Annotated in this window: 26 protein-coding genes; 15 read left to right on the top strand and 11 right to left on the bottom strand. The window is 78.3% G+C overall.

Going from position 1 to position 25,793, the window contains the following annotated elements; genetic code table 11:
* The first annotated feature begins 21 nt into the window (after nt 1–21).
* The 4 genes from ACI79O_RS12635 (at nt 22) to ACI79O_RS12620 (ending at nt 2,685) form a co-directional block, all read left to right on the top strand.
* Entirely contained in the window at nt 22–417 is a 396-nt protein-coding gene (locus ACI79O_RS12635) for a hypothetical protein (protein WP_456889330.1), read from the top strand.
* Between the two features lie 8 nt (nt 418–425).
* On the top strand, nt 426–827 hold the full coding sequence (locus ACI79O_RS12630) for a nitroreductase/quinone reductase family protein (RefSeq protein WP_456914313.1): 402 nt from the start codon (nt 426–428) through the stop codon (nt 825–827).
* A gap of 85 nt (nt 828–912) precedes the next feature.
* The gene (locus ACI79O_RS12625) at nt 913–1,578 is read left to right on the top strand and encodes a hypothetical protein (RefSeq protein ID WP_456889333.1); all 666 of its coding nucleotides are present in this window, start codon (nt 913–915) and stop codon (nt 1,576–1,578) included.
* A 66-nt stretch (nt 1,579–1,644) separates the two neighbouring features.
* Nucleotides 1,645–2,685, top strand: coding sequence for an Acg family FMN-binding oxidoreductase (locus ACI79O_RS12620; protein WP_456914312.1), 1,041 nt, complete (start codon nt 1,645–1,647; stop codon nt 2,683–2,685).
* A gap of 36 nt (nt 2,686–2,721) precedes the next feature.
* On the opposite strand, the gene ACI79O_RS12615 is transcribed toward ACI79O_RS12620, so the two are convergent.
* Nucleotides 2,722–4,239: a DUF222 domain-containing protein gene (locus ACI79O_RS12615; protein WP_456914311.1), complete on the bottom strand. Its 1,518-nt coding sequence runs from the start codon at nt 4,237–4,239 to the stop codon at nt 2,722–2,724.
* A gap of 246 nt (nt 4,240–4,485) precedes the next feature.
* Between ACI79O_RS12615 and ACI79O_RS12610 the strand changes: the two genes are divergently transcribed.
* The 5 genes from ACI79O_RS12610 (at nt 4,486) to ACI79O_RS12590 (ending at nt 8,808) form a co-directional block, all read left to right on the top strand.
* Nucleotides 4,486–5,409, top strand: coding sequence for a hypothetical protein (locus ACI79O_RS12610; RefSeq protein WP_456889340.1), 924 nt, complete (start codon nt 4,486–4,488; stop codon nt 5,407–5,409).
* Entirely contained in the window at nt 5,390–6,208 is an 819-nt protein-coding gene (locus ACI79O_RS12605) for a DUF6544 family protein (RefSeq protein WP_456889341.1), read from the top strand. The genes ACI79O_RS12610 and ACI79O_RS12605 overlap by 20 nt, the downstream gene beginning before the upstream one ends.
* A 5-nt stretch (nt 6,209–6,213) precedes the next feature.
* Entirely contained in the window at nt 6,214–6,876 is a 663-nt protein-coding gene (locus ACI79O_RS12600; protein WP_456914310.1) for a hypothetical protein, read from the top strand.
* A complete protein-coding gene (locus tag ACI79O_RS12595) occupies nt 6,873–7,712 on the top strand; it encodes a hypothetical protein (protein WP_456889346.1) in 840 nt (279 codons plus the stop codon). The genes ACI79O_RS12600 and ACI79O_RS12595 overlap by 4 nt, the downstream gene beginning before the upstream one ends.
* Nucleotides 7,713–7,836: 124 nt before the next feature.
* On the top strand, nt 7,837–8,808 hold the full coding sequence (locus ACI79O_RS12590; protein ID WP_456914309.1) for a universal stress protein: 972 nt from the start codon (nt 7,837–7,839) through the stop codon (nt 8,806–8,808).
* 10 nt (nt 8,809–8,818) lie between these two features.
* Here ACI79O_RS12590 and ACI79O_RS12585 read toward each other — a convergent pair whose 3' ends face one another.
* The gene (locus ACI79O_RS12585) at nt 8,819–9,496 is read right to left on the bottom strand and encodes a phosphatase PAP2 family protein (RefSeq protein ID WP_456914308.1); all 678 of its coding nucleotides are present in this window, start codon (nt 9,494–9,496) and stop codon (nt 8,819–8,821) included.
* Nucleotides 9,489–11,894 (bottom strand): phosphatase PAP2 family protein, encoded by a 2,406-nt coding sequence (locus ACI79O_RS12580; RefSeq protein ID WP_456914307.1) that lies wholly within the window; start codon nt 11,892–11,894, stop codon nt 9,489–9,491. Before ACI79O_RS12580 ends, ACI79O_RS12585 begins: the two co-directional genes overlap by 8 nt.
* Nucleotides 11,895–12,024: 130 nt before the next feature.
* Here ACI79O_RS12580 and ACI79O_RS12575 point away from each other — a divergent pair, with 130 nt between their 5' ends.
* Complete coding sequence (locus ACI79O_RS12575) at nt 12,025–13,707, top strand: RIO1 family regulatory kinase/ATPase domain-containing protein (RefSeq protein WP_456889354.1); 1,683 nt, start codon at nt 12,025–12,027, stop codon at nt 13,705–13,707.
* Entirely contained in the window at nt 13,704–16,115 is a 2,412-nt protein-coding gene (locus tag ACI79O_RS12570) for an HAD-IC family P-type ATPase (RefSeq protein WP_456914305.1), read from the top strand. The genes ACI79O_RS12575 and ACI79O_RS12570 overlap by 4 nt, the downstream gene beginning before the upstream one ends.
* A 9-nt stretch (nt 16,116–16,124) precedes the next feature.
* On the opposite strand, the gene ACI79O_RS12565 is transcribed toward ACI79O_RS12570, so the two are convergent.
* Both ACI79O_RS12565 and ACI79O_RS12560 read right to left on the bottom strand, forming a co-directional pair.
* Nucleotides 16,125–17,099 (bottom strand): hypothetical protein, encoded by a 975-nt coding sequence (locus ACI79O_RS12565; protein WP_456914304.1) that lies wholly within the window; start codon nt 17,097–17,099, stop codon nt 16,125–16,127.
* Nucleotides 17,096–17,671, bottom strand: coding sequence for a flavodoxin domain-containing protein (locus tag ACI79O_RS12560; RefSeq protein WP_456889360.1), 576 nt, complete (start codon nt 17,669–17,671; stop codon nt 17,096–17,098). Before ACI79O_RS12560 ends, ACI79O_RS12565 begins: the two co-directional genes overlap by 4 nt.
* 197 nt (nt 17,672–17,868) lie before the next feature.
* Between ACI79O_RS12560 and ACI79O_RS12555 the strand changes: the two genes are divergently transcribed.
* Complete coding sequence (locus ACI79O_RS12555) at nt 17,869–18,540, top strand: response regulator (RefSeq protein ID WP_456914303.1); 672 nt, start codon at nt 17,869–17,871, stop codon at nt 18,538–18,540.
* Between the two features lie 19 nt (nt 18,541–18,559).
* Here ACI79O_RS12555 and ACI79O_RS12550 read toward each other — a convergent pair whose 3' ends face one another.
* A complete protein-coding gene (locus ACI79O_RS12550) occupies nt 18,560–20,269 on the bottom strand; it encodes a GAF domain-containing protein (protein ID WP_456914302.1) in 1,710 nt (569 codons plus the stop codon).
* Nucleotides 20,270–20,372: 103 nt separating this feature from the next.
* The gene (locus ACI79O_RS12545) at nt 20,373–20,798 is read right to left on the bottom strand and encodes a pyridoxamine 5'-phosphate oxidase family protein (protein WP_456914301.1); all 426 of its coding nucleotides are present in this window, start codon (nt 20,796–20,798) and stop codon (nt 20,373–20,375) included.
* 206 nt (nt 20,799–21,004) lie between these two features.
* Between ACI79O_RS12545 and ACI79O_RS12540 the strand changes: the two genes are divergently transcribed.
* A complete protein-coding gene (locus tag ACI79O_RS12540) occupies nt 21,005–21,487 on the top strand; it encodes a universal stress protein (protein WP_456889366.1) in 483 nt (160 codons plus the stop codon).
* Nucleotides 21,488–21,493: 6 nt separating this feature from the next.
* Here the strand turns inward: ACI79O_RS12540 and ACI79O_RS12535 are convergent, their stop codons facing one another.
* Genes ACI79O_RS12535 through ACI79O_RS12520 form a run of 4 tightly spaced genes read right to left on the bottom strand, consistent with a single transcriptional unit; the run spans nt 21,494 to nt 24,093 of the window.
* On the bottom strand, nt 21,494–21,889 hold the full coding sequence (locus tag ACI79O_RS12535; protein ID WP_456889368.1) for a VOC family protein: 396 nt from the start codon (nt 21,887–21,889) through the stop codon (nt 21,494–21,496).
* 40 nt (nt 21,890–21,929) lie between these two features.
* A complete protein-coding gene (locus ACI79O_RS12530) occupies nt 21,930–22,496 on the bottom strand; it encodes a flavodoxin domain-containing protein (RefSeq protein WP_456889370.1) in 567 nt (188 codons plus the stop codon).
* Nucleotides 22,493–23,410 carry a universal stress protein gene (locus tag ACI79O_RS12525; protein ID WP_456914300.1) on the bottom strand — a complete coding sequence of 306 codons (918 nt, stop codon included), beginning with the start codon at nt 23,408–23,410 and terminating at the stop codon, nt 22,493–22,495. Before ACI79O_RS12525 ends, ACI79O_RS12530 begins: the two co-directional genes overlap by 4 nt.
* The gene (locus tag ACI79O_RS12520) at nt 23,407–24,093 is read right to left on the bottom strand and encodes a CBS domain-containing protein (protein ID WP_456889374.1); all 687 of its coding nucleotides are present in this window, start codon (nt 24,091–24,093) and stop codon (nt 23,407–23,409) included. Before ACI79O_RS12520 ends, ACI79O_RS12525 begins: the two co-directional genes overlap by 4 nt.
* Nucleotides 24,094–24,345: 252 nt before the next feature.
* Between ACI79O_RS12520 and ACI79O_RS12515 the strand changes: the two genes are divergently transcribed.
* Nucleotides 24,346–25,344, top strand: coding sequence for a zinc-dependent alcohol dehydrogenase family protein (locus tag ACI79O_RS12515; protein ID WP_456914299.1), 999 nt, complete (start codon nt 24,346–24,348; stop codon nt 25,342–25,344).
* Between the two features lie 104 nt (nt 25,345–25,448).
* Nucleotides 25,449–25,739, top strand: coding sequence for a hypothetical protein (locus ACI79O_RS12510; protein ID WP_456914298.1), 291 nt, complete (start codon nt 25,449–25,451; stop codon nt 25,737–25,739).
* The last annotated feature ends 54 nt before the right edge of the window (nt 25,740–25,793 follow it).

Below are 25,793 nucleotides of genomic sequence, written 5' to 3'. Positions count from 1 at the left end.
GACGGGGCCACGGTGATCGCCGTGACGGGGTCGACGAGCCACACCGCGAGCGCCGGGGACGGCCATGGCGGGCGCCGCCCGGCCGCCGAGATGACCGGGATCCGGCCGTTGGGCGCCTTCGAGGTCCGGGACGGCCGGGTGCGCTGGCACCCCGTCGTCGACGTCACCCGGGTCGTCACCACCGCCGAGGTCGTCCTCGGCGCCGTCGCGGTCGCGTCCCGCCTCGCGGGCCGGCCGTCCCCGGCGGTCGCTCGGGTGACCATGGGCCCCGGCGGCTGGGTGAGCATGAAGGGCGGGGCCGTGGCGGTGCGCCCGGCCCGGCGTCTGTGGCGCCGGTCCCGGCCCCCGGCGCACGTCCGGCGGCCGTGGTGGGCCCGGCTGCTCGCCGCCAGCGCCCTCGAGCGGCTGGTCGGCTGAGGACGCCGGTGGTCCGGGTCCGCAACCGCCTGGTGAACCCGGTCGTGCGCGCGCTCTCCCGCGGCCCGGCCCACCGGTTGCTCGGCCGGCACCTGGTCGTGCTCGGCTACACCGGGCGGCGGACCGGCCGGCGGTACGAGCTGCCGGTGATGACCGCGCCCGACGGCGCGGACCTCGTCGTCCTCGTCGGCGGCGCGGCCGGCAAGACGTGGTGGCGGAACCTGGCGGAGGGCCCCGTCGACATCACCGTGCGGCGGGACGGGCAGGACGAGCCCCGCCGCGCCCGGCTGCTGCTCCCCGGCAGTCCCGGCAGGGACGACGCGGTCGCCGCCTACCGGTCGGCCTTCCCGCGGGTGACCGTCGCGCCGGCCGACCCGCTGGTGGTGCTCGAGACGGGCCGGTCCGGCTGAGCCGGCGCGGCCGGGGGACGTGCGGCACGGGCGCCGGGACCTCCGGCCCTACGGACCCGGTGGCCCGGGCACGGACGCTCCCGGGGTGAGCACCCCGATCCCCGTGGCGCCCGCGGGGTCCCGGATGTCCGGTCGCCGGCGCTTCCGGCGCCGGTGGCTGGTGGTCGTCACCGCGGGGGAGGCCGCCGGGTTCCTCGTCCCGGTGCTGGCGGTCCTCTCCGGGGCGGCGGACACCTCCGGCGCCGCGGGCCTGGCGGTGCTGCTCGCCGCCGGCGCGGCCGAGGGCGCGCTGCTGGGTGCCGCCCAGGCGTCCGTGCTGGCGCGGGAGCTCCCCGGGCTGTCCCGGCGGGACTGGGTCCTGCGCACCGCAGCGGCCGCGGTGCTCGCGTGGGTGGTCGGGACCGGACCGAGCGGCTGGGCCGCCTCCGTCCTCGACCGGCCGGCCTGGGTGCAGGCCCCGCTCGCGGTGCTGGCCGCCGCCGTGCTGCTCGGCTCGATCGGCGTCGCCCAGTGGACGGTGCTGCGCCGGCACGTGCCGCACGCCGGGCGCTGGATCGGCTGGACCGCGGCCGCCTGGCTGGCCGGCCTGGCCGTCTTCGCGGGGATCACGACGCCGCTGTGGCAACCGGGACAGGCGCCCGTGCTGGTCGCGGCCATCGGCGTCGTCGGCGGCCTGGCGATGGCGCTGACGATGGCCGCCGTGACCGGCCACGGCGCCGTCCGGCTGCTGGCCGGCGCCGGCCGAGGGTGACGAGGTGGCCGGTGGTCCGGGGCGCTCTCGCGGTGCCGGGCGCCACCGGGTAGGGAGAGGGGAGCGATGCCGAGCCGGAACGCCGACGACCAGGTGGAGGAGCACGGAGTGGACCAGCAGCAGTGGACAGCGGTCGTGGAGGCGGCGACCCGCGCGCCGTCGATCCACAACACGCAGCCGTGGTCGTTCCGCGCGGACGGCGACCGGCTGGCGGTGCGCACCGATCCGGACCGGGCGCTGCGCGCCCTCGACCCCAGCGGCCGGCAGCGGATCGTCAGCTGCGGCGTGGCGGTCGAGTTCGCCGCCATAGCGCTGGCCGCGGCCGGCCGCACCGCCGACGTCGAGACGCTGCCCGACCCCGCCGACCCGGACCTGCTGGCCGTCGTCGCGGTGACCGGCGAGCACGAGCCGACGGAGCACGACCGGGCGCTGGGGAGCGCGATCGCCGCGCGGCACACCGAGCGGGCTCCGTTCCTGCCCCGGGCGGTGCCCGCGGAGCTCGTCGACCGGCTGCAGGCGACCGCGGGCGGGTTCCGGGTCTGGTCGAAGGCGATCACCGAGTCGGAGGAGGAGGTCGCCACCGTCTTCCTCATCTCCCGGGCGGAGGAGATCGAGCAGGGCGAGCCGGAGTACCTCGAGGAGCTGCGGCGGTGGATGCGCACCGACCCGGCGGCCGTCGACGGCATCCCGGTCGGGGCGGTCCCGGCGGACGACCCGTCGACGCGGGCGTCGAACTGGCTCATCCGCGACTTCGTCGTCGGGTCGCGGCCGGGCGGCCCGGTGTCGCACGACCGGGACCCGGACGCGCCGCCGCCGGAGGTGGAGCGCCCGACCGTCGTCCTCATGGGCACCGACGGCGACGACCGCGGGGCGTGGCTGACCGCCGGCCGCGCGCTCGGCCGGGTGCTGCTGGAGGCGACCGCGGAGGGGCTGGCCGCCTCGCCGCTCACCCAGGCCCTGGACTGGCCGGCCACGCGGACGCAGCTGCGCTCCCGCCTGTCGCTCACGGGGTACCCGCAGATGCTGCTGCGGCTGGGCTACCCGGGGAGCGACCGGACGCCGTCCACCAACCGCCGCCCGGTCGCCGACGTCCTGACCTTCGGCTGACCGCCCCCCCGACAGCACCGCTCCCGTGCCCGTCGCTCAGAAGGGCGGTGGGTCGTCGGCGGGGTCGGCGGATGGCGGAAGTGGCCTGGCGTCGTCCGGTGGTGGGTCGGGCGCTGCCGCTGCCGGGGGTGGGCGTACGCCCGGTGGGTGGGTGGTGCGGGTGATGCCGGAGGGTGTGGTGACCGTCAGGGTCCCGTCGGAGCCCATGACGAAGCGCCAGCCGCGGGCGAAGGTCTTGAGCCGGTGGTGGGAGCGGCACAGGCAGCACAGGTTGGCGCAGTCGGTGGCCCCGCCGTCGGCGTGGGGGAGGACGTGGTCGGCGTCGGCCCAGCCGACCCGCTGGCCGCAGGTGGGGAACCGGCAGGTGCGGTCGCGGGTGCGCACGAAGGCCTGCTGTGCCGCGGTGGGGGTGTAGCGGTCGACCGGGTCGGGCCGGTCCAGCACCGGGCACCCGCAGTCCGGCTCGTCGGCGCCGTCGGGGTGCCGGTCGCAGCCTGTGCGTGCCAGCCGGCGCAGCCGGTCCAGCGTGCCGGTGGCGCGCAGGGTGCCGTCGGCGTCGGTGAGCGCCACCGTCACCGACCCGCCGTCGGGCGCCCGCACCCCGAGGGCGTCCAGTTGGGCCAGCAGCTCGCGCAGGTGCGCGGCGGTGATGGGCAGCCCGTTGACCTGCCCGGCCTCCGCCGAGCGGCCGGCGAGGGCGGCGAGGGTGGCGATGATGGTCAGCTGCGCGGTCACCGCCGGGTGGTCGGTCTGCCACGGGCGCTGGAGCAGGTCGGCGAGCACCGCGCAGCGCAGCTCGCCGATCGGCCGGGGATCGCCGTCGGCCTTGAGCATCCGGGCGAGTGAGTCGACGAGCGCGTGGCAGGCCGTGGCGACCTCGGCGGGCAGCTCGGCGGCCAGCGTGGCCATCCCCTCCAGCGGGGAGGGGTCGACCCGCACGTCGGCGCGCCGCTTCGCCTGCTCCTTCCGCCGGCCGACGGCGTCGGCGTCGAGGTCGAGCAGCAGTGCCAGGGCCCGCTGCTTGAGCCGGCCCACGGTCAGCCCGGTGGCCGCGGGCAGCAGCGCCGCCTCGATCCGGCGGGCGATCCCCGCCGGGGCGTGCTCGAGGACATCGACCAGCGCCCGGGCGCGGGCCTCGTCCAGGTCACCGGCGGCCAGCGCCGCCCAGGTGGCGGGCAGGCGCTCCCGGTAGGTCCAGGCCCGGTGGGCCAGGTGGTTGGCGGTGCCCCGGCCGCAGTTGAGCACCACCGCCAGCTCGGCGGTGAAGAACTCCGACACCCCGGGCAGCTCGGTGTCGGGCTGCCACGACTGGGCACCCGGCGTGCCCGGCCGCGGATCGTCGTCATCGGGCGAGTCGTCGGCCAGCCCGAGCACCAGCTCCGCCTCGTAGGCGGCGGTCATCGCCTTCAGGGCCGCGACCCGCTGCAGCTCGGCGGCCTTCTGCTCGCGGGACAACAACGCCACCGGCAGCCGGCGGAACGGCGCGGGCGTCGCGATCACCGCGGCGAGCAGCGCCTGCTCCACCGGCGACCGGTACTCCGCGACCTCCTCCACGACACCGAACCTACGGCGGGGGTACGACAGAACCCGCAGGTCGGAGCCGTGTCATCGCAGACGAGTTGCCGATACGGGAGCCGGCGCCGCAGGTCGGGCCGGTGCGTTGGGCCCAGCGGCTCAGGGTCCTTCGGCGGTGACCGACGGGGCCCCGGGCTGCCTAGCGTCGGCCTGCCACCGCACCCCGGTGGCCGCGGGAACGGCTCCGGGAGGCCTCGCCTCCACGGCGAGGACGAGGAGCGGCACGTGAGGACGAGACTCCGCCGGTTGCCCGGGCTGGTCGCCGCCGTCGCGGCCGCGGTCGCCACGGTCGGGCTGGTCTGGCGCCCCACGGGGCAACCGGTCCCGGTGGTGACCCCGCGGGGGCAGCCGGCGGAGCTGGCGGGCAGCGGGCTGTACGCCCACGACACCGTCTTCACCGCGGCCGGCAACACCGCCGTCGACGCGGTCGTGCTGGCCTTCGGCGTGCCCCTGGTGATCACCACGTGGCTGCAGCACCGGAAGCGGTCACCGCGCGGGTCCCTCCTGCTCACCGGCGCGTTCGGGTACCTGCTCTACGTCTACGCGAACTACGCGCTGGGAGTCGCCTACAACCCGCTGTTCCTGGCGTACGTGACGCTGGTGGCGACGGCGCTGGCCGGTCTCGCCTCCGCCGTCGCGACCACCGACCGGGCCGTCCTGCGCCGCCTGGCCGCGGACCCCGGCGTGCCGCACCGCGCCCTGTCGTGGTTCCTGCTGACCGCGGCCGTCGTCACCGCCGTCGTGTGGCTGCAGCCCCTGCTGGCCGCGCTGGCGAGCGGCGGCACCCCCGCCCTCCTCGACGTCTACACGACGATGGTGACCTCCGCCCTCGACCTGTCGGTCATCGCGCCGTCCGCGGCGCTGGCCGGCCTGCTGGTCCGCCGCCGCGACCCGCTGGGCTACCTGGTCGCCACCCCGCTGCTGGTCCTGATCGTGCTGCTGCTGCCCACCATCGCCCTGAGCACGGCCCTGCAGGCCGCGGCGGGGATCACCTTCACCGCCGCGGAGGTCGTCGGCCCGATCGCCGGCTTCGGGGTCCTCGGCGCCGTCGGTCTCCGGCTGCTCACCCGGCTGCTGCGCGCCGTGCCGTCCGGTCCCCCCGTCGACACCGAGCAGAGCGAGGTCCCCGGTGCGCCCGTCCACGTCTGACCGGCCGCGCACGCCGTCGCGGCCACCGGGCGCCTTCACCCGCCGGCTGGCCGCCGCCGGCCTGCCGGCCGAGCCGGCGTCGGCGGAGCCGGTGACCGAGGCCGACCTGGCCGGGCTGCCCTCCGCCGCCGTCCGCTACGTGCAGGCGATGGGCGTGGTCGGCGAGCCGCGCACCCGCTCGCTGCGCGCCCACTGGAGCGGCCGCTTCCGCCGCCGCGCCGACGGGCCGTGGCTGCCCTGCGACGCGTGGCAGCTCAACACCGCCGATCCGGTGGCGCGGCTGTACCGGATGCGGCTGCTGGTCGGCCGCGTCCTGCCGATGTGGGGGTGGGACACCTACCGGGACGGCACCGGGCGGATGCTCGGCAAGGCCCTCGGCCTGGTCACCGTGGCCGACGGGTCGGGGCCGGAGTTCGACACCGGCGAGCTGGTGACCTGGCTCGACGACGCGGTGCTCCTGGCACCGGCGATGCTGCTGCACCCCCGCACCCGGTGGGAGGACCTCGGCGAGGACCGCTTCGGGGTGTCGGTGACCGACGCCGGGCGCACCGTCGGCGCGGTGGTCGCCCTCGACGGCGACGGCCGGCCCGCGTCCGTGTGGACGGCGGATCGCTGGGCCGACCTGCCCGGCGGGCCGGTGCGCACGCCGTGGAGCACCCCGGTGGACGGGTGGACCGTCGTCGACGGCCGGCTCCGCATGACCCGCGGCTCGGCCGTCTGGCACCTGCCCGAGGGCGACCTCTGCTACGGCGAGATGACGCTGCACGGCCTCGACCTCGACGTCCCGCCGAGGAGGTGAGGGCCGTGCTCCGAGGACTCCTGCTCGCCGGCGCCGGGGCCGCCGGCCTGGAACTCCTGCACCGCCACCGGGACTGGGGCGCCACTCGCGCGGAGGCCGGCGCGGTGCTGCCCGGCGACGAGCTCGTCCCCGGGCCGGCCGGCCAGACGACCCTCGCCGTGACCGTGGCCGCGCCCGCCGAGGAGGTGTGGGCGTGGCTGGTGCAGATGGGCCAGGACCGCGGCGGCATGTACAGCCACGACTGGCTGGAGAACGCCCTCGGCCTCGACATCCACACCACCGACGAGATCCGCGAGGAGTGGCAGCACCTGGCTCCTGGCGACCGGGTCGTCGTCGTCCGCGAGGGCTGGGGCCCGCTGCCGGACGGCTACGCCTTCCGCGTCGTGCGGGTGGAGCCACCCCGGGCGCTCGTCCTGCGCCAGGCGCCGCCCGAGCACCCGTGGAACGGCGTGTGGTCCTTCCACGTCCTCCCGGGCGACGCGGGGGGCTGCCGGTTGCTGGCGCGGTCCCGTACGGAGGTCGACCCCCGGCTCGGCGCCCGGGTCGCCGGCCGGGTGCTGGAGCCGGTGACCCTGGTGATGACCCGGCGGATGCTGCACGGCATCCGCGAGCGGGCGGAGCGCCGCGCCGGCCGGACGGCGGCCCTGCCCGCGGGCGGCCCCGCGTGACCCCGCTGCTGCGCCGTCCGGCGAGCCTGGCGGTGGACGTCCCCGCGGCCGTCCGCGCGGGGGAGCCCCTCACGGTGACCGTCCGCGCCGCCGACGGCCGTCCCGTGCCCGGCGGGACCGTCGAGCTGGTGCGGGACACCGCCCTCACCCGCACCCGGCGTCAATGGGGCGGCGCCGCCACCGCCGTGGCGGAGCGGGCGACCGCCGTCGTCGCCCGTGCCGACCTCGACGCCGCCGGCCGGGCCCTGCTGGCCGTCCCGGACGGCGAGGCCACCGTGGCCGCGTACCTCGTACAGCGCGACCACACCGTGCGGGCGCTGGCCCGCACCGCCTCGGGCGGCGACGGGGAGGGGTCCGCCGCGGTGCGCGTGACCTCCTGCGGGGCTCCGGACCGCGCCGGCAGGGCGCGACCGGAGGTCACCGGCGCGGACGCCGTCGACCTCGCGTTCACGGGGCTCTCCGGCCACGACCTGCACCCCGGGACCGTGCTGACCGGCACCGTGGTCGCGACCGCCCGGACGACCCTCGCCCTCCGCGGGGTCCGCGTCGAGCTGGTCCTGGCCGAGCGCGTGCCGGCCCGGCCGGGGGAGCAGGTGGAGGAGGACCGCACCGCGGCCACCGCCGTCGCCACCGTGCCGGTGGCCGGCACGGTGAGGGCGCGGCCCGGCGAGCAGCTGCGCTGGACCTTCCGGGTGCAGGCGCCCGACCCCCTCCCTGCGCCGTCGGCGAGCACCCCGGAGTACACGCTCCGGTGGCTGCTGCGCGCCGTCGCCGACCGGCCGCTGCGGCGCGACCCCTCGGTCACCGTGGAGCTGCGCGGGGCGACCGCCTCCTGATCCCACCCGGACCAGGACGAAGGTCCCCGGCGGCGGGGACGTCGGCCCGCGTCCGGCCGCCCGCGGACGGCGCAGTCTCGGGTCAGCGTCCGGCGGGTGTCCGGGCAGGAGCGGAGGCGCGACGGTGACGACGGAGCAGACGAGGGACCACGCGGCGCGGCCCGGACGGGTGGTCGTCGGCGTGGACGGCTCGCCCGGGGCGCGGGTGGCGCTCGCCTGGGCCCTCGCGGTGGCCGCCCGCGACGGCGCGCCGCTGGAGGTGGTCAGCGCCTACCCCGTGGACTTCTACTGGGCGGACCCCTACCTGCTCGACACCGAGCGGCTCGACGCCATCCGGGCGGACACCGAGGACCGCGTGCGCCACCTCCTCGCCGACGTGCGCCTGGACCCGGCCGTCGCGGCCGTCCCCGGCACCGCGGAGGTCCGCGCGGACGTCGTGGTGGCCGGCGGGGCCCCGCTCGACCACCTGGTGGCCCGGGCCGAGGGCGCGGACCTGCTGGTCGTCGGGAGCCGCGGCCGCGGCGGCGTGCGCAGCACCCTGCTCGGCTCGGTCGCCCTGCACTGCGTGGCGCACGCGCCCTGCCCGGTCGTCGTGGTGCACCCCGGCGCCGTCCAGCCGCCGCCGCGCGTGGTGGTCGGGGTCGACGACTCCGCGGTGTCGCGCGTCGCGCTGCGCCGCGCGGCGGAGGAGGCCCGCCGCCTGGGCGCGACGCTCGAGGTCGTGGCCGCCTACCGGCCGGAGGCCTACTGGAGCGACCTCTACGCCGTCACCGCCCCGCCGGCCTCGGAGACCGAGGAGCACGCCCGCGCCCGGGTCGGCTCGATCGTCGCGGAGGTGCTGGGGACGGGGGCGGCGGCCGACGTCCGCGTCGTGCAGGGAGCGCCGGGGGAGGCCCTCGTCGAGCGGGCCGACGGCGCCGCGCTGCTCGTCGTCGGCAGCCGCAGCCGCAGCCGGGTCATGGGGATGGTCCTGGGCTCGGTGGCCCTGCACTGCGCGGTGCACGCGCCCGGCCCGGTCATGGTCGTGCACCCGGACCCGGTCGCCGCGGAGGCGGCTGAGGCGACCGCCGCGGCGGTGACGGCTCCCGCCGGCTGAGCGTCCCCGGTCAGGGGCGGCTCCCGCGGACGGGCCCCCGTCCTCCCGTGGCCGCCCCTGACCCGCGGGCGCCGGCCGGACGCGCCGGGATCCCGACGACGAGCGTGAGGGCGGCGCCCAGCGCGGCCCCCAGCGCCGCGCCGCCCACGACGTCGAGCGGGGCGTGCGCGCCCAGGTAGACCCGGGCCGCGCTGTTGAGCACCGCCAGGACCAGCACGACCGCCCGCCAGCGCGGCCGCAGGTAGGGCCACAGCACGACCACGACGCCGAAGGCGATGACCGCGTGGCCGGAGGGATAGGCGATCCCGGCCGACGGCACGTCGCGCAGCAGCGCGTCGGGGATGGTGCTGCCGGGCCGGCTGCGCTGCACGAGCCCCTTCACCACCTCCCCGTGCCCGAGCAGCTTGAGCGGCACCAGGGCGCACAGCGCCACCGCCAGCCGCCACTGCCGCAGCAGGAGGGCCGGGACGGCGACCAGCAGCGGCATCCCGAGGACGCCGACGAGCTGGACCACCCACAGCACCGGCTCCCAGGACGACGGCCAGCCGTTGACCCAGCGGAAGACCGCGGCCTCCGTGTCGCCCACGTCGCCCGAGGACACGGCCACCGAGCACAGCACCGTCACCGCCACGGCTCCCACCAGCAGGACCGCGTACGCCCGGGGGCGCTGCACCGGCCCGCTAGCCACCGGCCGGGCCCTCCGGGCGACGCGCCGGCCGGTCGAGCAGCAGGCCGATCACGCACGGCGCCCACGTGGTGAGCGACCGGGTGACCAGGACGGCGGCGCAGGCGGCCGCCACCGGGACCCCGAGGGCGCCGAGCAGCAGCAGGAGCGACGCCTCGGGGGCGCCGGGCAGGCCGGTGACGGGCAGGGCGATCCACACCAGGCGCAGGGCGGCGTAGCCGCCGGCGGCGGCGAGCACGGGGACCCCGCCGCCGGCCGCCTGCACCGCGGCCGACAGGACGGTCGCCTCGAGCGCGACGGCCAGCGCGATCCAGCCCAGCACCGCCATCCGGTCCCGAGGGGACGGCGGCGGCTGCCGGGACGGCGGGGCGTCGGTGTCGTCGTTGCCGCGGCGGGCGGTCAGCTGACCGGCCACGGCCAGCAGCCACGCCGCCGCGCCGGTGGAGGCGGCCGCCAGGACCGCGGTCGGGGTCCGCCACGCCGGGATCGACCCGTCGAGGACGGCGAGCGCGATCAGCAGCACCGCCGCCGCGGCCGCCCCCACCGGACCGGCGCGCCCGATCCGGACCGTCGCCGCGTCCGCGGTCGCCGGCAGCAGCCCGGCCCGCTCGAGCAGTCGCGCGCGGGCGCGGCGCTCCCCGTCCCGGCCGTGCACCAGTCCCACGTTCCGGGCGACCAGCGTGACGACGAGCGCCCGGCCGACCGACACCTGCCGGTCGGCGGCGTACCGGACGGCGGTCGCGCGGGCGAGGGCCGCCGCGGTGGCCAGGAGGCCAGCGCCGCCCACCCAGCGCCACCCCTGCGGCCCGCCGCTGGTGACGGTGGCAGCGATGCCCGCGACGAGCACCGGTCCGGTGAGGGCGAGGGCGCAGCCGAGGGCCACCAGCACCCGGGCCACGGGTCCCGCCGGGGGGAACACCGGGCGGTCCGGATCGGGCAGGTCCAGCCGGGCGCGGACGGCGGCGCGCAGCGCGACGCGGCGGGACGGGTCGTCGCGCAGCCGCTGCCGCGTCTCCGACGAGAGCGCCAGCGGCGTCAGCGAGGGCAGCGCCGCCGCGACGGCCTCCTCGCCGAGGACGTCGACCGCCGCGGCCACCAGCTCGACCGGGTCGGCGGGGGTACCGGGCGCAGCGGCCAGCGAGGCCAGCAGCTCGGCGACGTCGACGGCGGTCTCGTCGTCGGTGGCGCCGGTCCGGGCGTTGCCGAAGTCGACCAGCCACGGCCGGCCCTCCGGGTCGACCAGCACGCTGGAGGCCACCAGGTCGCGGTGCGCCACCCGCGCGGCGTGCATCCGGGCGACCTCGCCCCACACCTCCCGGAGCAGGCCGGGGGTCCGCTCCGCCGGTGCGAGCTCGTCGAGCGGCCGGCCCTCGACGTACTGCTGCACGACCACCGCGTCCCCGTCCCCGCCGCGGGCCAGCATCACCGACGGCACCCGCACCCCGCGGCGCTCGGCCGTCAGCGCGGCGACGGCCTCGTGCTCGGCCTGGTACCCGAGCGGTTCGAGCGCGTCGGCGTCCTTCACGTCACCGGCGACGAACTGGCGCCACATCCGGTGCAGCCGGTCCCGCTCGTGCCGGTCGGGCTCCAGGTACTTCACGTAGAGCCGGTGGCCCTCGCCGTCGACGGCCTGGAACGGCTGCGAACTGCGGGCCCGCACCGGAGCGGCGACCACCCCGGTCACCGGCAGTCCGAACCGTCGCAGCAGCGCCTCGACCCGGCCGGGCGGCACCTCCCGCGAGGGCACCCCGAACACCCAGTGCACCAGCGACCCGATCGCCCAGCCCAGGGCCACGCCGCCCACCACGTCGAGGGGCAGGTGGGCGCCCACGTACACGCGGGCGAGCGCGACCGTCCAGGCCAGCGTCCAGGCCACCCGCCGTCCCCGCCGGCTGAGGTACGGAGCCGCGGCGGTGGCCAGGGCCGCGGCCACCGCCGAGTGGCCGGAGACGAAACCCGCCCCGCCGATGGGGGCCTCGTGCAGCACCGCGCCGACCGGCAGGCCGCCCGGCCGCTCCCGGCCGACCAGGGCCTTCACCAGGTCGGCGCACACGTAGGCGAGCAGGCCGGACACCAGCAGGTCGCGGGCCGCCCGGAACCGGCGCCGCAGGACGGCGAGCAGCGCCAGCGCCGGGACGGCGAGGACGTTGCCCAGCTGCATGACCACCCAGACCACCGGCAGCACGACGGCCGGCAGGTCGTTGAACAGCCGGAACAGGTCCCGCTCGAGGGGCGGGAGCCGACCGCGCTGGGCGATGAGCACGCCGGTGCCGAGGACGACGAGGCCGAGTGCCACGCGGACCAGGTCGGTCGGCATCCGCTCGGGGGACCGGCGCCCCGGGGCGGCCGGGGGACCGGCGGCGTGCGACGCCTGCTCCTCGGGCGCGGTGCGGCTGGTCACCGGGCCAGTCCAGCGCTCTGCCGGGTCGGCGGGCAGGGTCCTCCGACCCTGCGCCCGGTGCCGCCCGGCCCGGGACACGGACCGGCCGGAGGGCCAGTCTCGGGGGGTGACCCCCGGAGGACCGTCCGCCGTGGACGGGGAGCACCCCGGGACCTCCTCCCCACCGGTCGCCGTCGTCCGGCCACGCCGCCCGTCCTGGCCCGGGGGGACGAACCGGCGGCGTCCCTCGGGCCGCGACCGCACGCTGCCCCGGCGCGTCCCCACCGCGGTCCGGGCGTGGTCGGCGGTGGTCGCCGCCGCCGTCGTGCTGCTGGTGCTGGCCGACCGTCCCGGCGGGCTGCTGGGGCTGGACCGGGCGGTCGCCGAGCTGGCGGGCCCGCCGGAGCGCCACCCCCGCGCGGCGGACCTCGCGCGCATCGGCGCCGTGCTCGGCTACCGCTGCCTTTGGGTCCCCACGGCCCTGGTGCTGGTGTGGACGGCGCGGTGGCGGCACCTGCTCGTGTACCTGGGCACGATCTCGGTCGTCGCCGCGGTCGCGCAGCTGGCCGTCGGCCAGGGCGTCCTCGTGCGCGCCGTCCGCGCCGAGGTCACCGGGACCCCGGCCGCCGTGGAGTTCTCCGCCTGGCCGGTCGTGGTCCTGGCCACGGTCTCCGTGGCCACCCTGTACGTGCTCACGCCGTCGGGCCAGGTCCGGCGGTGGGGCTGGGTCGCCGTCGCGGCCCTGCTGACCACCGCCGTGGTGCCGCGTGTCTCCCTCGGTCTCGACGGCGCCTCGATGGCCGTCGGCGCCGTCCTGCTCGGGGTGGGCACCGCGGCTCTGGTGTGCACGGTGCTGGCTCCCGAGGACGCCCTCCCCGTCACCTGGCGCCGGCGCGTGGCCGCCCACCTGACGCTCGACGAGGCCCGCACCGCCCGGGTCCGCGCCGCCGTGCTCGAGCAGCTCGGTGTCGAGGTCCTCGCCGTCGAGCCGTTCCGGCTCGACGGGTCGGCCGGCTCCACGCCGTGCCGGCTGGTCCTGGTCTCCGGCCCGCCCGACGCGGTGTTCGGCAAGCTCTACTCGACCACCCACCTGCGCTCGGACCGCTGGTACAAGGTCCTGCGGGTGCTCCGGTACGGCCGGCTCGAGGACGAGGCACCGTTCTCCTCGGTGCGCCGGCTGGTCGAGCACGAGGACTACATGCTGCGGCTGCTCCGCGACGGCGGGGTCCGGGTGCCCGAGCCCATGGGCGTGGTCGAGGTGGTGCCCGGCCGCGAGTACCTGCTGGTGACCGAGCTGGTGCCCCGCACCGTCGAGATCCGGCGCTCGCGGATGGGCGACGCCGTCCTCGACGACGCGCTGCGCCAGGTGCGGATGCTGTGGTCGGCCGGCGCGGCGCACCGCGACCTCAAGCCCTCCAACGTCCTCGTCCAGGACGACGAGCGCGTGGTGCTCGTCGACGTCTCGTTCGGCGAGCTGCGGCCCAGCCGCTGGCGCCAGGCGGCCGACCTCGCCGCCGTGCTGCTCGACTGCGCGCTCGTCGCGGGACCGGAGCGGGTGCTCCAGCGGGCCCGGCGGCAGTTCTCCGACGAGGAGCTGGCCGAGGCGGTGGCCACCGTCTCCTCGCTCACCCTCCCCACCCAGCTGCGCCGGTTGCTGGCCGACGACGGGCGGGACCTGGCCGGCCACCTCCGGGAGGCGTTGCCGCCGCACCCGCGGATCCGGGTGCAGCGGTGGAGCGCCCGGCGCGTGCTGCTGACCGCGGCCACCGTCGGCGGGGCGGTCCTGACCGTCGTGCTGGTCCTGCTCAACCTGCGCGCGGGCGGCCTGCTGTGAGCGCCGGCCAGGCCACGGTCACCGCCGTTCCCGGTGCCGCGCAGCGGACGTCGTCGTCCGGCCTGACCGCCGCCCAGGTCGCCGAGCAGGTCGCGGCCGGGCGGGTCAACGCGGTGACGACGCGGACCAGCCGCACCGTCGGGCAGATCGTCCGGGCCAACGTCCTCACGTTCTTCAACGGCCTGCTGGCCGTGCTGTGGGTGACGATGGTGCTCGCCGGCCGGTGGCAGAACGCCCTGTTCGGCGGGGTGGTCGTCGTCAACTCCGTCATCGGCATCGTGCAGGAGCTGCGCGCCAAGAGGGCGCTGGACCGCCTGGCCCTCCTCCAGACCCCGCGAGCCCGGCCCGTGCGGGACGGCTCCGAGCGCGAGGTCCCGGTGGCGGAGGTGGTCCTCGACGACCTGCTGGTGCTGCGGGCCGGCGACCAGGTGCCGGTCGACGGCGTCGTGCGCTCCACCCGCGGCCTGGCCGTCGACGAGTCGCTGCTCACCGGTGAGGCCGACGCCGTGGCCAAGGAGTCCGGCGACCCGGTGCTCTCCGGCTCCATCGTGGTGGCCGGCAGCGGGCGGGTGCAGGCCACCGCCGTCGGCGACGACGCCTACGCCGCCCGGCTGGCCGCGCAGGCGCGGGTGTTCACCCGCACCCGCTCCGAGCTGGTCGAGGGGACCACCCGGCTGCTGCGCTGGATCGCCGTCGGGCTGCTCGTGGTCGGCCCCGCGGTGCTGTGGAGCCAGTTCCGGTCCCCGGACAACGAGGGCTGGCGGGACGCGGTCACCGGCACCGTCGGCGCGCTGGTCGGCATGGTCCCCGAGGGTCTGGTCCTGCTGACCACGCTGGCCTTCCTCCTCGGCGCCGCGGGCCTGGCCCGGAGGCAGACCCTCGTGCAGGAGCTGCCCGCCGTCGAGGGGCTGGCCCGCGTCGACGTCGTCTGCCTGGACAAGACCGGCACGCTCACCCACGGCGACGTCCGCTTCGACCGGCTGGAGCGGCTGCGGGAGGACCCCGCGGCGGAGGGGGCACTGGCCCTGCTCGCCGCCGCCGACGCCGGCAATGCCACCGCCCGCGCCCTGGCCGACGCCTTCCCGCACGCCGGCGGCCAGGAGGCGGTCGACGCGGTGCCCTTCGACTCGGCCCGGAAGTGGTCGGCCGTGCGGACCGGCGCGGGGGCGACCTGGGTGCTCGGCGCGCCGGAGCTGGTGCTGCCCGCGCCGGCCGGGCCCGCCGACGCCGCGGCCCGCGACCGCGCCGACCGGCTGGCCGCGGAGGGCCGCCGGGTGCTGCTGCTGGCCCGCGCGCCCGCGCCGTGGACGGCGCGCTCCGGTATCGCCCAGCTGCCCGCCGGGCTGGTCCCGGTGGCGCTCGTGCTCCTCGCCGAGCGGATCCGCGACGACGCCGCCGAGGTGCTGCGCTTCTTCGCCGAGCAGGACGTCGCGCTCAAGGTCCTCTCCGGCGACAACCCGCGGACCGTCGGTGCGGTCGCGGCCGCGGTCGGGCTCCCCGGGGTCACGGGGGCGGCGGACGCCGTCGACGCCCGGACGCTGCCCGAGGACCCCGACGCGCTGGCCGACGTCCTGGAGTCCACGGCGGTCCTCGGCCGGGTCACCCCGCAGCAGAAGCGGGCGGTGGTGCGGGCGCTGCAGCGCCGCGGGCACGTGGTGGCGATGACCGGCGACGGCGTCAACGACGCGCTCGCCCTCAAGGACGCCGACATCGGGGTGGCGATGGGCAACGGCTCGCCGGCCACCCGGGCGGTCGCCCAGCTCGTCCTCCTCGACGGGCGCTTCGCCGCGCTGCCGCACGCCGTGGCCGAGGGCCGCCGGGTGATCGCGAACATCGAGCGGGCGGCCAACCTGTTCCTGGTCAAGAACGTCTACAGCCTGGTGCTCGCGCTCGTCACCGTCGTCACGCTGGCCGCCTACCCGCTCGAGCCGGTGCAGCTGACCCTGGTGTCGGCGGTGACCATCGGCGTCCCGGGTCTCGTGCTCGCGGTCGCACCCAACCGGCGCCGCTACCAGCCGGGCTTCCTGCGCCGGGTGCTGGCCTTCTCCGTGCCCGTCGGCGTGGTCACCGGCGGGGTCTCCTACGGCGCGTACGCGCTGGCCCGGGCGCTCGAGCCCGGGGGCGGGGTGGCCGCGGCCCGCACCGCGGCGCTGCTCGCGGTGCTGACCACCGGGCTGTGGACGGTGCTCGTCCTGGCCCGGCCGCTGACCCCGGGGCGGGTGGCCCTGGTGGCGGCGATGGCCGGGGTGGTCGTGGCCGTCCTCGCCGTGCCGGTGCTGCGGGAGGACGTCCTGCTGCTGGCGATGTCCCCGACGGTGGTGCTGGCCGGGGCGGGGCTGGGCGTCGCCGGCGCGGTGCTGGTGGAGGTCGTCGCCCGGATGCCGGGGGCCCGGGCCGAGCGGGCGTGACCGGTCAGGTCACGGCAGGCCCGGCCGGCCGTCCCCGGCGCGGGGCACCGGGATGCCGGCCGTGCCGCCCCGGGTGGCCGGCCGGGCGGGCGGGACGACGCCGACCTCGCGGCGCGGACCGGGGACCGCCCAGTGCTGGCGGCGGGTGCGCACGACGGCCGTCCAGCACAGCAGGGCCGGCGTCGCGGTGACGGCGGCGACCGCCGTCGTCGTCAGCGCGGTGCCCGCCGTCGCGCCGGCGTCCCCGTACAGCACCGCCGACCAGGCCGTCGCCGCCCCCGCCGCGCCGACCAGCGCCAGGCAGCCGGAGACGGCGAACGCGGCCGGGCCCGCCCACCGCGCCCCGCGCAGCAGGCCCGCTCCGGTCGCCGCCGCGGCGGGCAGCAGCAGGACGAGGTCCGCGACGGCCACCGCCCACCGGAGCGCGGGCCCGTCGAGGTGCTCCGTGGTCGGGGCGCCCGGGACGGCCGCCGGCCAGGCCGGCAGGTACGGGCCGGCGACGGCCGGGACGACGGCGGCCAGCAGCAGGGCGCCGATGAGCCGGCGGCTGCGCCGGTCGAAGGCCGCGGTCGCCGGCGGCACCGCCCACCAGGAGCCGAGGGCCACGGCGGCGCAGAGCGCCAGCACGGCCCCCGACAGCGGCAGGGGCGCCGCGTCGGGGCCGGGGGTGCCGCCGCCGTCGGGGCCCCGGGCGAGCCCGGCGACCAGGTACCCGGCGGTCAGGTACCCGGCCGCCAGTGAGGTGCCGAGGGTCAGCAGCGGCCCGGCGGGGGAGCGCCGGCGGACCAGCACCGCGGCCAGCAGGGTCAGCGGCGCGACGGCGACCAGGCAGACCAGCTCGGTGCCACCGGTCGGCAGCGGCGCGAGGACGGCGAGGCCCGCGACCGCGACCGCGAGGACCGCCGTCGCCGGGGCCAGCCGGCGGGCGCAAGCGGCGCCGACCAGCCCGGGACCGGCGGCCGCGCGCAGGGGAGCCCGGGTCACCTCGGGTCGCGCCACAGGCCGGCGTCGCCGGTCGCCGGCAGGCCCCCGCCGACGGCGGTGAGCTCGGTGGCCACCTCCCGTGCCCACCGGTCGATCGCCGCCCAGTCGCGGTGGTCGCCGGGGTGCTGCCCGACGGCGCGGTAGAACAGCCGGCCCCACAGCGGCACGCCCTCGACGTACACGACCCCGGCGAAGAGCCGGTGGGACCGGGCCCGGAGGCCGCGGGGCAGCCCCTGCCCGATGCGGGCGAGCTCCTGCCGGGCGAGCCACCGGGTGACCGCGCCGCGCGGGACGATGCCCGCGACGCTGAAGCACCAGACCGGCGGGGGAGCGCTCGCCGCGACCAGGCGCGCCAGCAGGTCCCGGGCGTCGGGCAGCCACGCCATGTCGTGGACGGCGCTGCCCACCACGACGGCGTCGTACCCGGTGGGGTCGACGTCCGGGCCGGCGGGTCGCAGGTCCACGGCGTGCCCCGCCTCGGTGAGTCGTGCGGCCACCCGCTCGGCCACCCCGCGGGTGGACCCGCCGGCGGTCGCGTAGGCGAGCAGGACCCGGAGGGAGGTGTCGTCCATGGGGAGACCGTGCCGCCGGGACCGGGGAGCGGGCAGGGCCGGAGGGCCCGTCCGCGGCGGGACGGACGGCGCGCACGTCACACCGGCCCGGGACCTTCGGCCCCGCGCGCCCGGGCCGGGTGGCCACCTAGCCTCTGGGGGAGGCCCGCCGGACGGCGGCGGCCGGGTGCCGGGAACGGCGGACGGGGAGGTCGCGGGTGGCCGACGACGGGCAGCAGGACCCGATCCGGGTGTTCCTGCTCGACGACCACGAGCTGGTGCGCCGCGGGGTGGCCGACGTGCTCGGGAGCGACCCGGGCATCAGCATCGTCGGGGAGGCGAAGAACGCCGCGGAGGCGATGGCCCGGGTGCCGGCGCTCAAGCCCGACGTCGCCGTCCTCGACGTCCGGCTGCCCGACGGCGACGGCGTGGCCGTCTGCCGCGAGCTCCGCAGCCGGATGCCCGACCTGCGCGTGATCATGCTGACCAGCTACAGCGACGACGAGGCGCTGTTCGAGGCGATCATGGCCGGCGCCTCGGGCTACCTGCTCAAGCAGATCCTGGGCGCCGACCTGGTGGGCGCGGTCCGCACCGTGGCCGCGGGTGGCTCGCTGCTCGACCCTGCGGCCACCACCGCGGTGCTCGAGCGGATGCGCCGGGCGGCGGAGCCCGCGGGGCCCCTGGCCAGGCTCAGCGAGCAGGAGCGCACGGTGCTGCAGCTCATCGGCGAGGGACTGACCAACCGGCAGATCGGTGAGCGCATGTTCCTGGCCGAGAAGACGGTGAAGAACTACGTGTCCCACCTGCTGGCCAAGCTGGGGCTCGAGCGGCGCACCCAGGCCGCGGTGCTGGCCACCGAGCTGCGGTCGGCCGCGCCCCGCCGCGACTGACCGGGCCCGGTCGGCCCGCTCAGGTCAGCGGGGCCCACCACCGCAGCCGGGTGCCGCCGTCGGGGAGCGCCTCGACGGCGAGGCCGCCACCCCGGCGGGTGGCCCGCTCCTCCAGGTTGCGCAGTCCGCTGCGGGCGGCGCGGGCGTCGATGCCCCGGCCGTCGTCGACCACCTCGAGCACCACCTCGTCGCCGACGTCGAGGGTGACGGTCACGTGCCGGGCGCCGGAGTGGCGGGCGGCGTTGCTCACCGCCTCCCGGGCCACGGCCACGACGTCGGTGGCCAGGTCCCCGGTGACGAGGGAGTCGACCGCGCCCGAGGTGCGGACCGTGGACTCCAGGTCGCCGGCGGTGCCGGCCACCGTGTCCAGGACGCGCCGGCGCAGGCCCGCCTCCTCGGAGGGGTCGGTGGTGTGCAGGTCGAAGATGCTCGTGCGGATGTCGCGGACGGTCTCGTCGAGCTGGGCGACCACCTCGCGGATCCGGCGCTGCGCCTGCGGGTCGCCCACCCGCGGCAGCACCGACTGCAGGCCGAGGCCCGCGGCGAACACCCGCTGGATGACGTGGTCGTGCAGGTCGCGGGCGATGCGGTCGCGGTCCTCGTAGACGTCGAGCTGCCGCGCCAGCCGCTGCTGGGCGGCGAGGTCGAGGGCGATCGCCGTCTGGTCGGCGAACGCCCCGACCAGACCCGCCACCGACGGGTCGAACGCCGGCGAGCCGGCCCGCCGGGCCGCGATCACCACCGCCGGCTCGGCGTGGGTCGACCGCAGGGGGACGGCGAGGCACGGTCCCCAGGCGACGTGCGCGTTGGGCCCGTCGTAGGCCACACCGGCCATGTCGAGCGTCACGATCCCCTCGGACCGGGACACGGCGTCCAGGACGGGGCTGGTGGCCGTGTCCAGCCGGCGGCCGGTGAGGTCCTCCAGCCCGTCGCCGACCTGCACCTCCACCTGGTAGCAGGAGCCGGCGTCCGGGCCGACCACGATCCACGCGGCCTCGGCGCCGGTCAGGGCGGCCACCCGCTCGGCGATCAGCCGCGGCGCCTGCCCGGCGGCGTCGGGGTCGAGCAGGGCGGCCCGCACGTCGGAGAGGGCCGTGGCCCACCGGCGCCGCTGCTCGGCCTCCTCGTAGAGCCGGGCGTTGTCGACGGCGACCCCGGCGGCGCCCGCCAGCGCGGTGAGCACGGCCTCGTCCTCGGCGGTGAACTCCCCGTGCCGCTTCTCGGTCATGTAGAGGTTGCCGAACACCGTCTCGCGGACGAGGACCGGGACGCCGAGGAAGCTGCGCATCTGCGGGTGCCCGGGTGGGAAGCCGACCGACGCCGGGTGCGCGCCCAGGTCGCTGATCCGCAGGGGGTAGGGCTCGGTGATCAGCTGGCCGAGCACGCCCTTGCCCTCGGGCAGCGAGCCCATGGCGGCCGCCTGCTCGGGGTCGATGCCCACGTGGATGAACGCGGCGAGACCGCCGTGCGGGGCGAGCACGCCGAGCGCGCCGTAGCGGGCGTCGACGAGGTCGCAGGCGGTCTCGACGATCCGCCGCAGGGTCGTCTCCAGGTCCAGACCGGTGGACACGGAGAGGAAGGCGTCCAGCAGCTGCTGGACCCGGGCCTGGTTGCGGGCCACGGCGGCCAGCCGGTCCTGCACCTCGCCGATGAGCTCGGTCAGGCGCATGCCCGCGAGGGAGGACTCGGCGGCCGGATCGGAGCCGCGCGCGGTACCGGTGGAGCTCATCGTGGTCCCTGCTGGCCGGCGGTGAGGCGTTGGCCCAGCCTGGCACGTCGGCGTCCGCGGGTGTAGGCCCCCCGGTGTGCCGGAACGGGCAGGTCCGGATCGGTCACGCGGGCCGGCGCGTGGTGGGCGCGGCGACCGGCAGGGTCCGCCAGCCGCGCACCACCGTCGCCTGCAGCACCACGTAGCCGCGGCCGTCCGCCGGCACCGGGTCGCCGGGCCACCCCGCGGCGTCCCACGCGCCGACGGCCGCCGGGTCGGTGACGGTGCGGGCGGGACCGACGACGGAGACCGCCCACCCGTGCTCGCCGTCGAACTGGTCCACGCACAGCACCACCACGCCACCGCGGTGGGGGAGCAGGTGGTCGTCCCCGGGGCGCGCCGGGACGGCGAGCCGGTCCCCGTCGACGACGTACCGGACCGGCACCACGGCCGGGAGGGCGTCCTTCGTGAAGGCCAGGTGCCCGACGCGGGCTCCGGCGACGAGCCGCCGGCACTCGTCGTCGCTCAGGTGCTGCCGGTGGCTGGTCACGTCCGTCCCTCCCGCGCCGCTCGGCCGGGCGCCCGCGCGCTCACGGTCCCAGCGGCGCGCCCGGCGCCGTCAGGGACCTCCGTCCCGGATCGCTGGGCCGGGTGGCCCGTCGCGCCCCTGGTACTGGGGACCTCGGACCCTGCCCCGCGAGCCCGCCCGGCGTGGGAGGGTCGGGCGGAGGGGATCGGTCGTGAGGAGGCCATGGGGTGGAGACGACGGCGCAGCAGAACGGCATCGTGGTCGGGGTCGACGGCTCGGCCTGCGCCCGCGAGGCGCTGGCGTGGGCCGGGCGGCTGGCTGCGCGGGCCGGCCTGCCGCTCACGGTGGTGCGGGCGTGGAGCATCCCGACCGCGCCCCGGCCGGCCACCTGGGAGCCCGGCTACGTGCCGCCGATGGCCGATTACGAGAAGGCCGTGGAGCAGGCGCTGGCCGACGACGTCGCCGCGGCCCGCGTGCCCGAGGGGACCGCGGTGACCTGCCGCGCGGTGCACGCCGCGCCGGCGGAGGCGGTGGTGGCCGCTTCCCGCGGCGCGGAGATGCTGGTGGTCGGCGTCCGCGGCTGGGGCGGCGCGCTCGGCCGGCTCGGGTCGCTCGCGCAGGCCGTGCTGCGCGAGGCCGCCTGCCCGGTCACCGTGGTGCGGTCGGGCACCACCCCGCGCATCGAGGGCGCCGGACAGCCGCTGGTCTGACCCGCCCTAGGCGAGGTTCAGCTGCCAGGACACCCCGAAGCGGTCGTTCACCCAGCCGAAGCGGCGGCTGAAGCCGTACCCGTCCACCGGCATCAGGACCGTGCCGCCGTCGGAGAGACCGGCGAACAGCCGGTCGAGCTCGTCGGCCGACGCGACGTCGACGAAGATCGAGAAGGACGGCGTGAAGCCGAAGTCGTGCACCGGGGGGCTGTCGAAGCAGCGGAACACCTGACCGGCGATGGAGAAGGTGGCCTGCTCCACCGTCCCCTCCGCGCCCTGGCCGCCCGGCCCCCACCGCGTGAGGCCCAGCACGCGCGCGTCGTCGAACAGCGACGTGTAGAGCTCGATGGCGCGCTCGGCGTCGCCGGTGAACATCAGGAAGGGCGTGACCTGCTCGGGCATGGCCGGAGGCTAGCCGCGGCCACCGACCGTCCCGGCCCCGTCAGCTCCGGGGGCCCGCGGGTTCCCGGCGTGGGGGCCGCGGAGCCGGCTCCTCGGCAGCCAGGGCGACCGCGATCTCGCGGGCCCACCCGCGGACGGCCTCCCAGTCCCGGAAGTCGCCGACCGGCGCCCGCATCGCGCTCGCCATCGCCCGCTCGCCGAAGCTCAGGCGGCCCGGGTCCAGCCGGCCCGGGAAGACGCGGCTCCCGCGCAGCGGGAGGAGATCGGTCAGCGTGGCGACGTCGTGGGGCTCCTCCGGCGGGAACGGCGGCGCGCCGATCGGCCCGCTGGAGAACAGCCACACCGGCCGTCGGCGCAGCTCCGCCACGGAGTGGACGGCCAGGTCGTGGGCCGGCCCGAGCCAACGGCCCGCGTACACGGCGCTGCCCAGCACCACCGCGTCCCAGAGCGCCGGGTCGGGGCGGGACTCGACCGGCACGGCGGCCGCGCTCAGCCCGGCCCCGCGCCCGGCCGGGCAGCCCGCGATCTCCTCGGCGAGCACCCCGGCGATCTCGGCCGTCGAGCCGTGGCGGCTGGCGACGGCCACCAGGACGCGGCGGCCGGTCACCGCCGGCCGCCCGGGGTGTCGGTCGTCGGCACCACCGCGACCGGGCAGGGCGGCCGGTGCACCACCGCGTGGGTGGTCGACCGCAGCCGGGCCGGGAGCCGGTGCGGCCGGGCGCCGACGACGAGCAGTTCCGCCGTCAGCGCCGCCGCGAGCAGGGCGCGGGCCGGGCGGTCGCGGACCACGGCCTCGCGGACGGGGACGTCGGGCTCCTTGTCCCGCCAGCCGGCGAGCGCCTCGGCCAGCACGCGCTGCTCGTCGGCGAGGACGCCGGCCCAGTCGCCCAGCGCGCTGGTGGACAGCAGCGCGGTCTCCAGCGCGACGTCCTGCCAGGCGTGCACGGCGAGCAGGTCCGTCGCCCGCATCGCGGCCTCGGCGAACGCGAAGGCGAGCACGGCGTCGTCGGCGGGCCCGCCGGCCACCGCCGCGACGACCGTGGTCCGCGGCCGGACCGCCACGGCCGTCGGCTCCGGGAGCAGCAGCACCGGGCACGGCGGTGCCGCGAGGACCTCCGCGGCGGTCGACCCGAGCAGCAGGCCCGAGACGCCGCCCACCCCCCGGCTGCCCAGGACGAGCAGCTCGGCGCCGCCGGCCGCGCGGGCCAGGACGTCGGCCGCGTCCCCGGGCACCACCGCCCAGCTGACGCGGTCGGCTCCGAGCACCTCCGCGGCGTCCCCGGCCGCGGTGCGCAGCGCCGACTCGGCGGCCGCGCGCAGCAGGCCGCCGGTGTCCGGGAACCCGGGGTCGTCCGTACCCGGGGACGGGGGCGCGGCCGCCGACCAGAGCAGCGCGTGGACCAGGCGCAGGGCGCAGCCGCGGCGGGCGGCCTCCTCGACGGCGACCGCGGCCGCCTCCCGCGCGGCGTCGGACCCGTCGATCCCGACGACGACGGTCCGCTCGGCCCGGGGCCGGGTCACGGCCGGCTCCCCGGGGACGTCGCCGCACTCGTGCGGGCCGGGTCGGTGCCGGTCGGGTCGGCGCCGGCCGGCAGCACGCGGACGGCCACGACGCCGCCGACGGTCCGGGCCAGCTCGGTCAGCGCCCGCTCCTCGGTGCCCTCCGGTCCCTCCGGCTCGCCGCGCAGCCGCTGGACGGTCGCCACCCCGTCGGTGACGGCGACCTGCCAGGCGTCGAGCTCCCCGGTGTAGCCCTCCACCAGCTGCAGCAGCTCGTCCCGGACGTCGTCGTCCGGGCGCACCAGCGTGCGCAGCAGGTCACGGCGGCTGACGATGCCGGCCAGCCGGCCGCCGTCGGTCACCGGGACGCTGCGCAGCCCCTGGTCGACGAAGAGCCGCGCGACGTCGGCGACGTCGGCGGTGACGTCGACCGACCGCACCCGTCGGGTCATCACGTCCCGCACCAGGCCGGGCGGCGGCTCCCCGCCACCGCCGCCGTCCCGGCGCAGGTGCAGCCGCGGGTCGGCGGGCAGCCGGTCGCGCAGCACGTCGGCCTCCGCGACGACGCCGACGAGCCGGTCGTCGTCCTCGACCACCGGCAGGGCGGCGAAGCCCCGCCCGGCCATCACCTCCGCGGCGTACCGCACCGCGGTGTGCGGGCCCACCGTCACCACGTCGCGGGTCATGACGTCTCGCACCTGCACGGCTCCTCCTCCGGTCGGTGTCCCGGACGCTAGGTCGGCCGGACGGGCCCGCCCAGGGTCGGCCGACGTCGTCGCGGGGGACGGAGGTCCCGGGACGGGAGGCCCCTCGCCTCCGGTCCGCGGGGCGCGGTCCGGCGGACGGTGGGGGGTGCCGCCCGGCACCGGTCCGGGCCCGACGTGAGGACCGCCGATGGACACGGCCCGGCAGCAGCACCGCGGCGACCCTCCGCCCGCGCCGGCCTGAGCCGGGCCGTGCGCGCCTGGGTCGTCGGCACGCCGGCGCCGGCCGACGACGGCCCGCTCGACCGGGTCGAGCGGGAGCTCCCCGACCCCGGCCCGGGGCAGGTGCGGGTCGCGGTCACCTGCTGCGGGGTGTGCCGCACCGACCTGCACCTGGCCGAGGGCGACCTCCCGCCGCGGCGGCCCGGTGTCGTCCCCGGGCACGAGGTGGTCGGGCGGGTCGACGCGCTCGGTCCCGGGGCGACCCGCTTCGTCGTCGGCGACCGGGTCGGCGTCCCGTGGCTGGGCCGCACCGACGGCTCCTGCCGGTTCTGCCGCCGCGGGGACGAGAACCTGTGCACCGACCCCCGGTTCACCGGCTGGGACCTCGACGGCGGCTACGCCGACGCCTGCCTGGTCGACGAGCGCTTCGCCCACCGGCTGCCCGAGGGACTCGACGACGAGCAGGCCGCGCCCCTGCTGTGCGCCGGGATCATCGGCTACCGCGCGCTGCGCTGCGCCGAGGTGCCGCCGGGCGGCCGGCTCGGGATCTACGGCTTCGGCGGCAGCGCGCACCTCACCGCGCAGGTCGCGCTCGCGCAGGGACTGCGGGTACACGTGCTCACCCGCGGGGCGGCCAACCGCCGGCTGGCGCGGGAGCTGGGGGTGGACTCGGTCGGCGACGCCATCGACGCCCCGCCCGAACCCCTCGACGGCGCGGTCCTGTTCGCACCCGCGGGCGAGCTGGTGCCCGGGGCGCTGCGGGCCCTCGACCGGGGCGGGACCCTCGCCGTCGCCGGGATCTGGCTGTCCGACGTGCCGGCCCTGTCCTACGCCGAGGAGCTGTTCCAGGAGCGACGGCTGCGCAGCGTCACCGCGAACACCCGGCGCGACGCCGAGGAGTTCCTCACCCTCGCCGGCCGGCTGGGCGTGCGGGCGACGACCACCGCCTACGACCTCGAGGACGCGCCGCGGGCCCTCGCCGACCTCGCGCACGGCCGCTTCGCCGGCGCCGCCGTCCTGCACGCGTGAGGGCCGTAGGTCCCGGTCCGCGGGACCCTCGCCCCCTGCGGTGGCGGCCCCGGCCGGGAGAGCGTAGGACCGGAACGACCGCACCCCTCCAGGAGGACCCCGACATGACCGCGCCCGACGCCGCCGGCGAGCACCCGCGCCGCGAGATGTCCGAGGACGAGAAGCTGATCGCGCAGTGGGAGGCCCGGCACGACGTCGCCGCCCGCGGTCACCGGCTCGACCCGCAGGCCGTCCAGGACTACCTGAGCCACGCCCGCGCCTCCGAGCGCGGGCGTCCCGCGGGGTCCGGCAAGGGAGCGTCACGGGCGCAGCGGGAGCCGGCCGGACCGGTCCCGTCGACGGGGTCCGCGCCGCCCCGGCGGTCCTGGTGGCGCCGGCTGCTCGGCCGGTCCTGACCGACGGAGGAGGGGCCGGGACGCGGCGCGTCCCGGCCCCTCCTCCGTACCGGC

This window comes from Geodermatophilus sp. SYSU D00696, from assembly GCF_054050235.1.
This window is presented reverse-complemented; position numbering and strand designations above follow the sequence as displayed.

Excerpts from the sequence above, each read along its gene's own strand:
- ACI79O_RS12550 (WP_456914302.1), bottom strand. The coding sequence starts at position 20,269 with ATGAGCTCCACCGGTACCGCGCGCGGCTCCGATCCGGCCGCCGAGTCC.
- ACI79O_RS12510 (WP_456914298.1), top strand. The coding sequence starts at position 25,449 with ATGACCGCGCCCGACGCCGCCGGCGAGCACCCGCGCCGCGAGATGTCC.
- ACI79O_RS12535 (WP_456889368.1), bottom strand. The coding sequence starts at position 21,889 with ATGCCCGAGCAGGTCACGCCCTTCCTGATGTTCACCGGCGACGCCGAG.
- ACI79O_RS12560 (WP_456889360.1), bottom strand. The coding sequence starts at position 17,671 with ATGGACGACACCTCCCTCCGGGTCCTGCTCGCCTACGCGACCGCCGGC.
- ACI79O_RS12620 (WP_456914312.1), top strand. The coding sequence starts at position 1,645 with ATGCCGAGCCGGAACGCCGACGACCAGGTGGAGGAGCACGGAGTGGAC.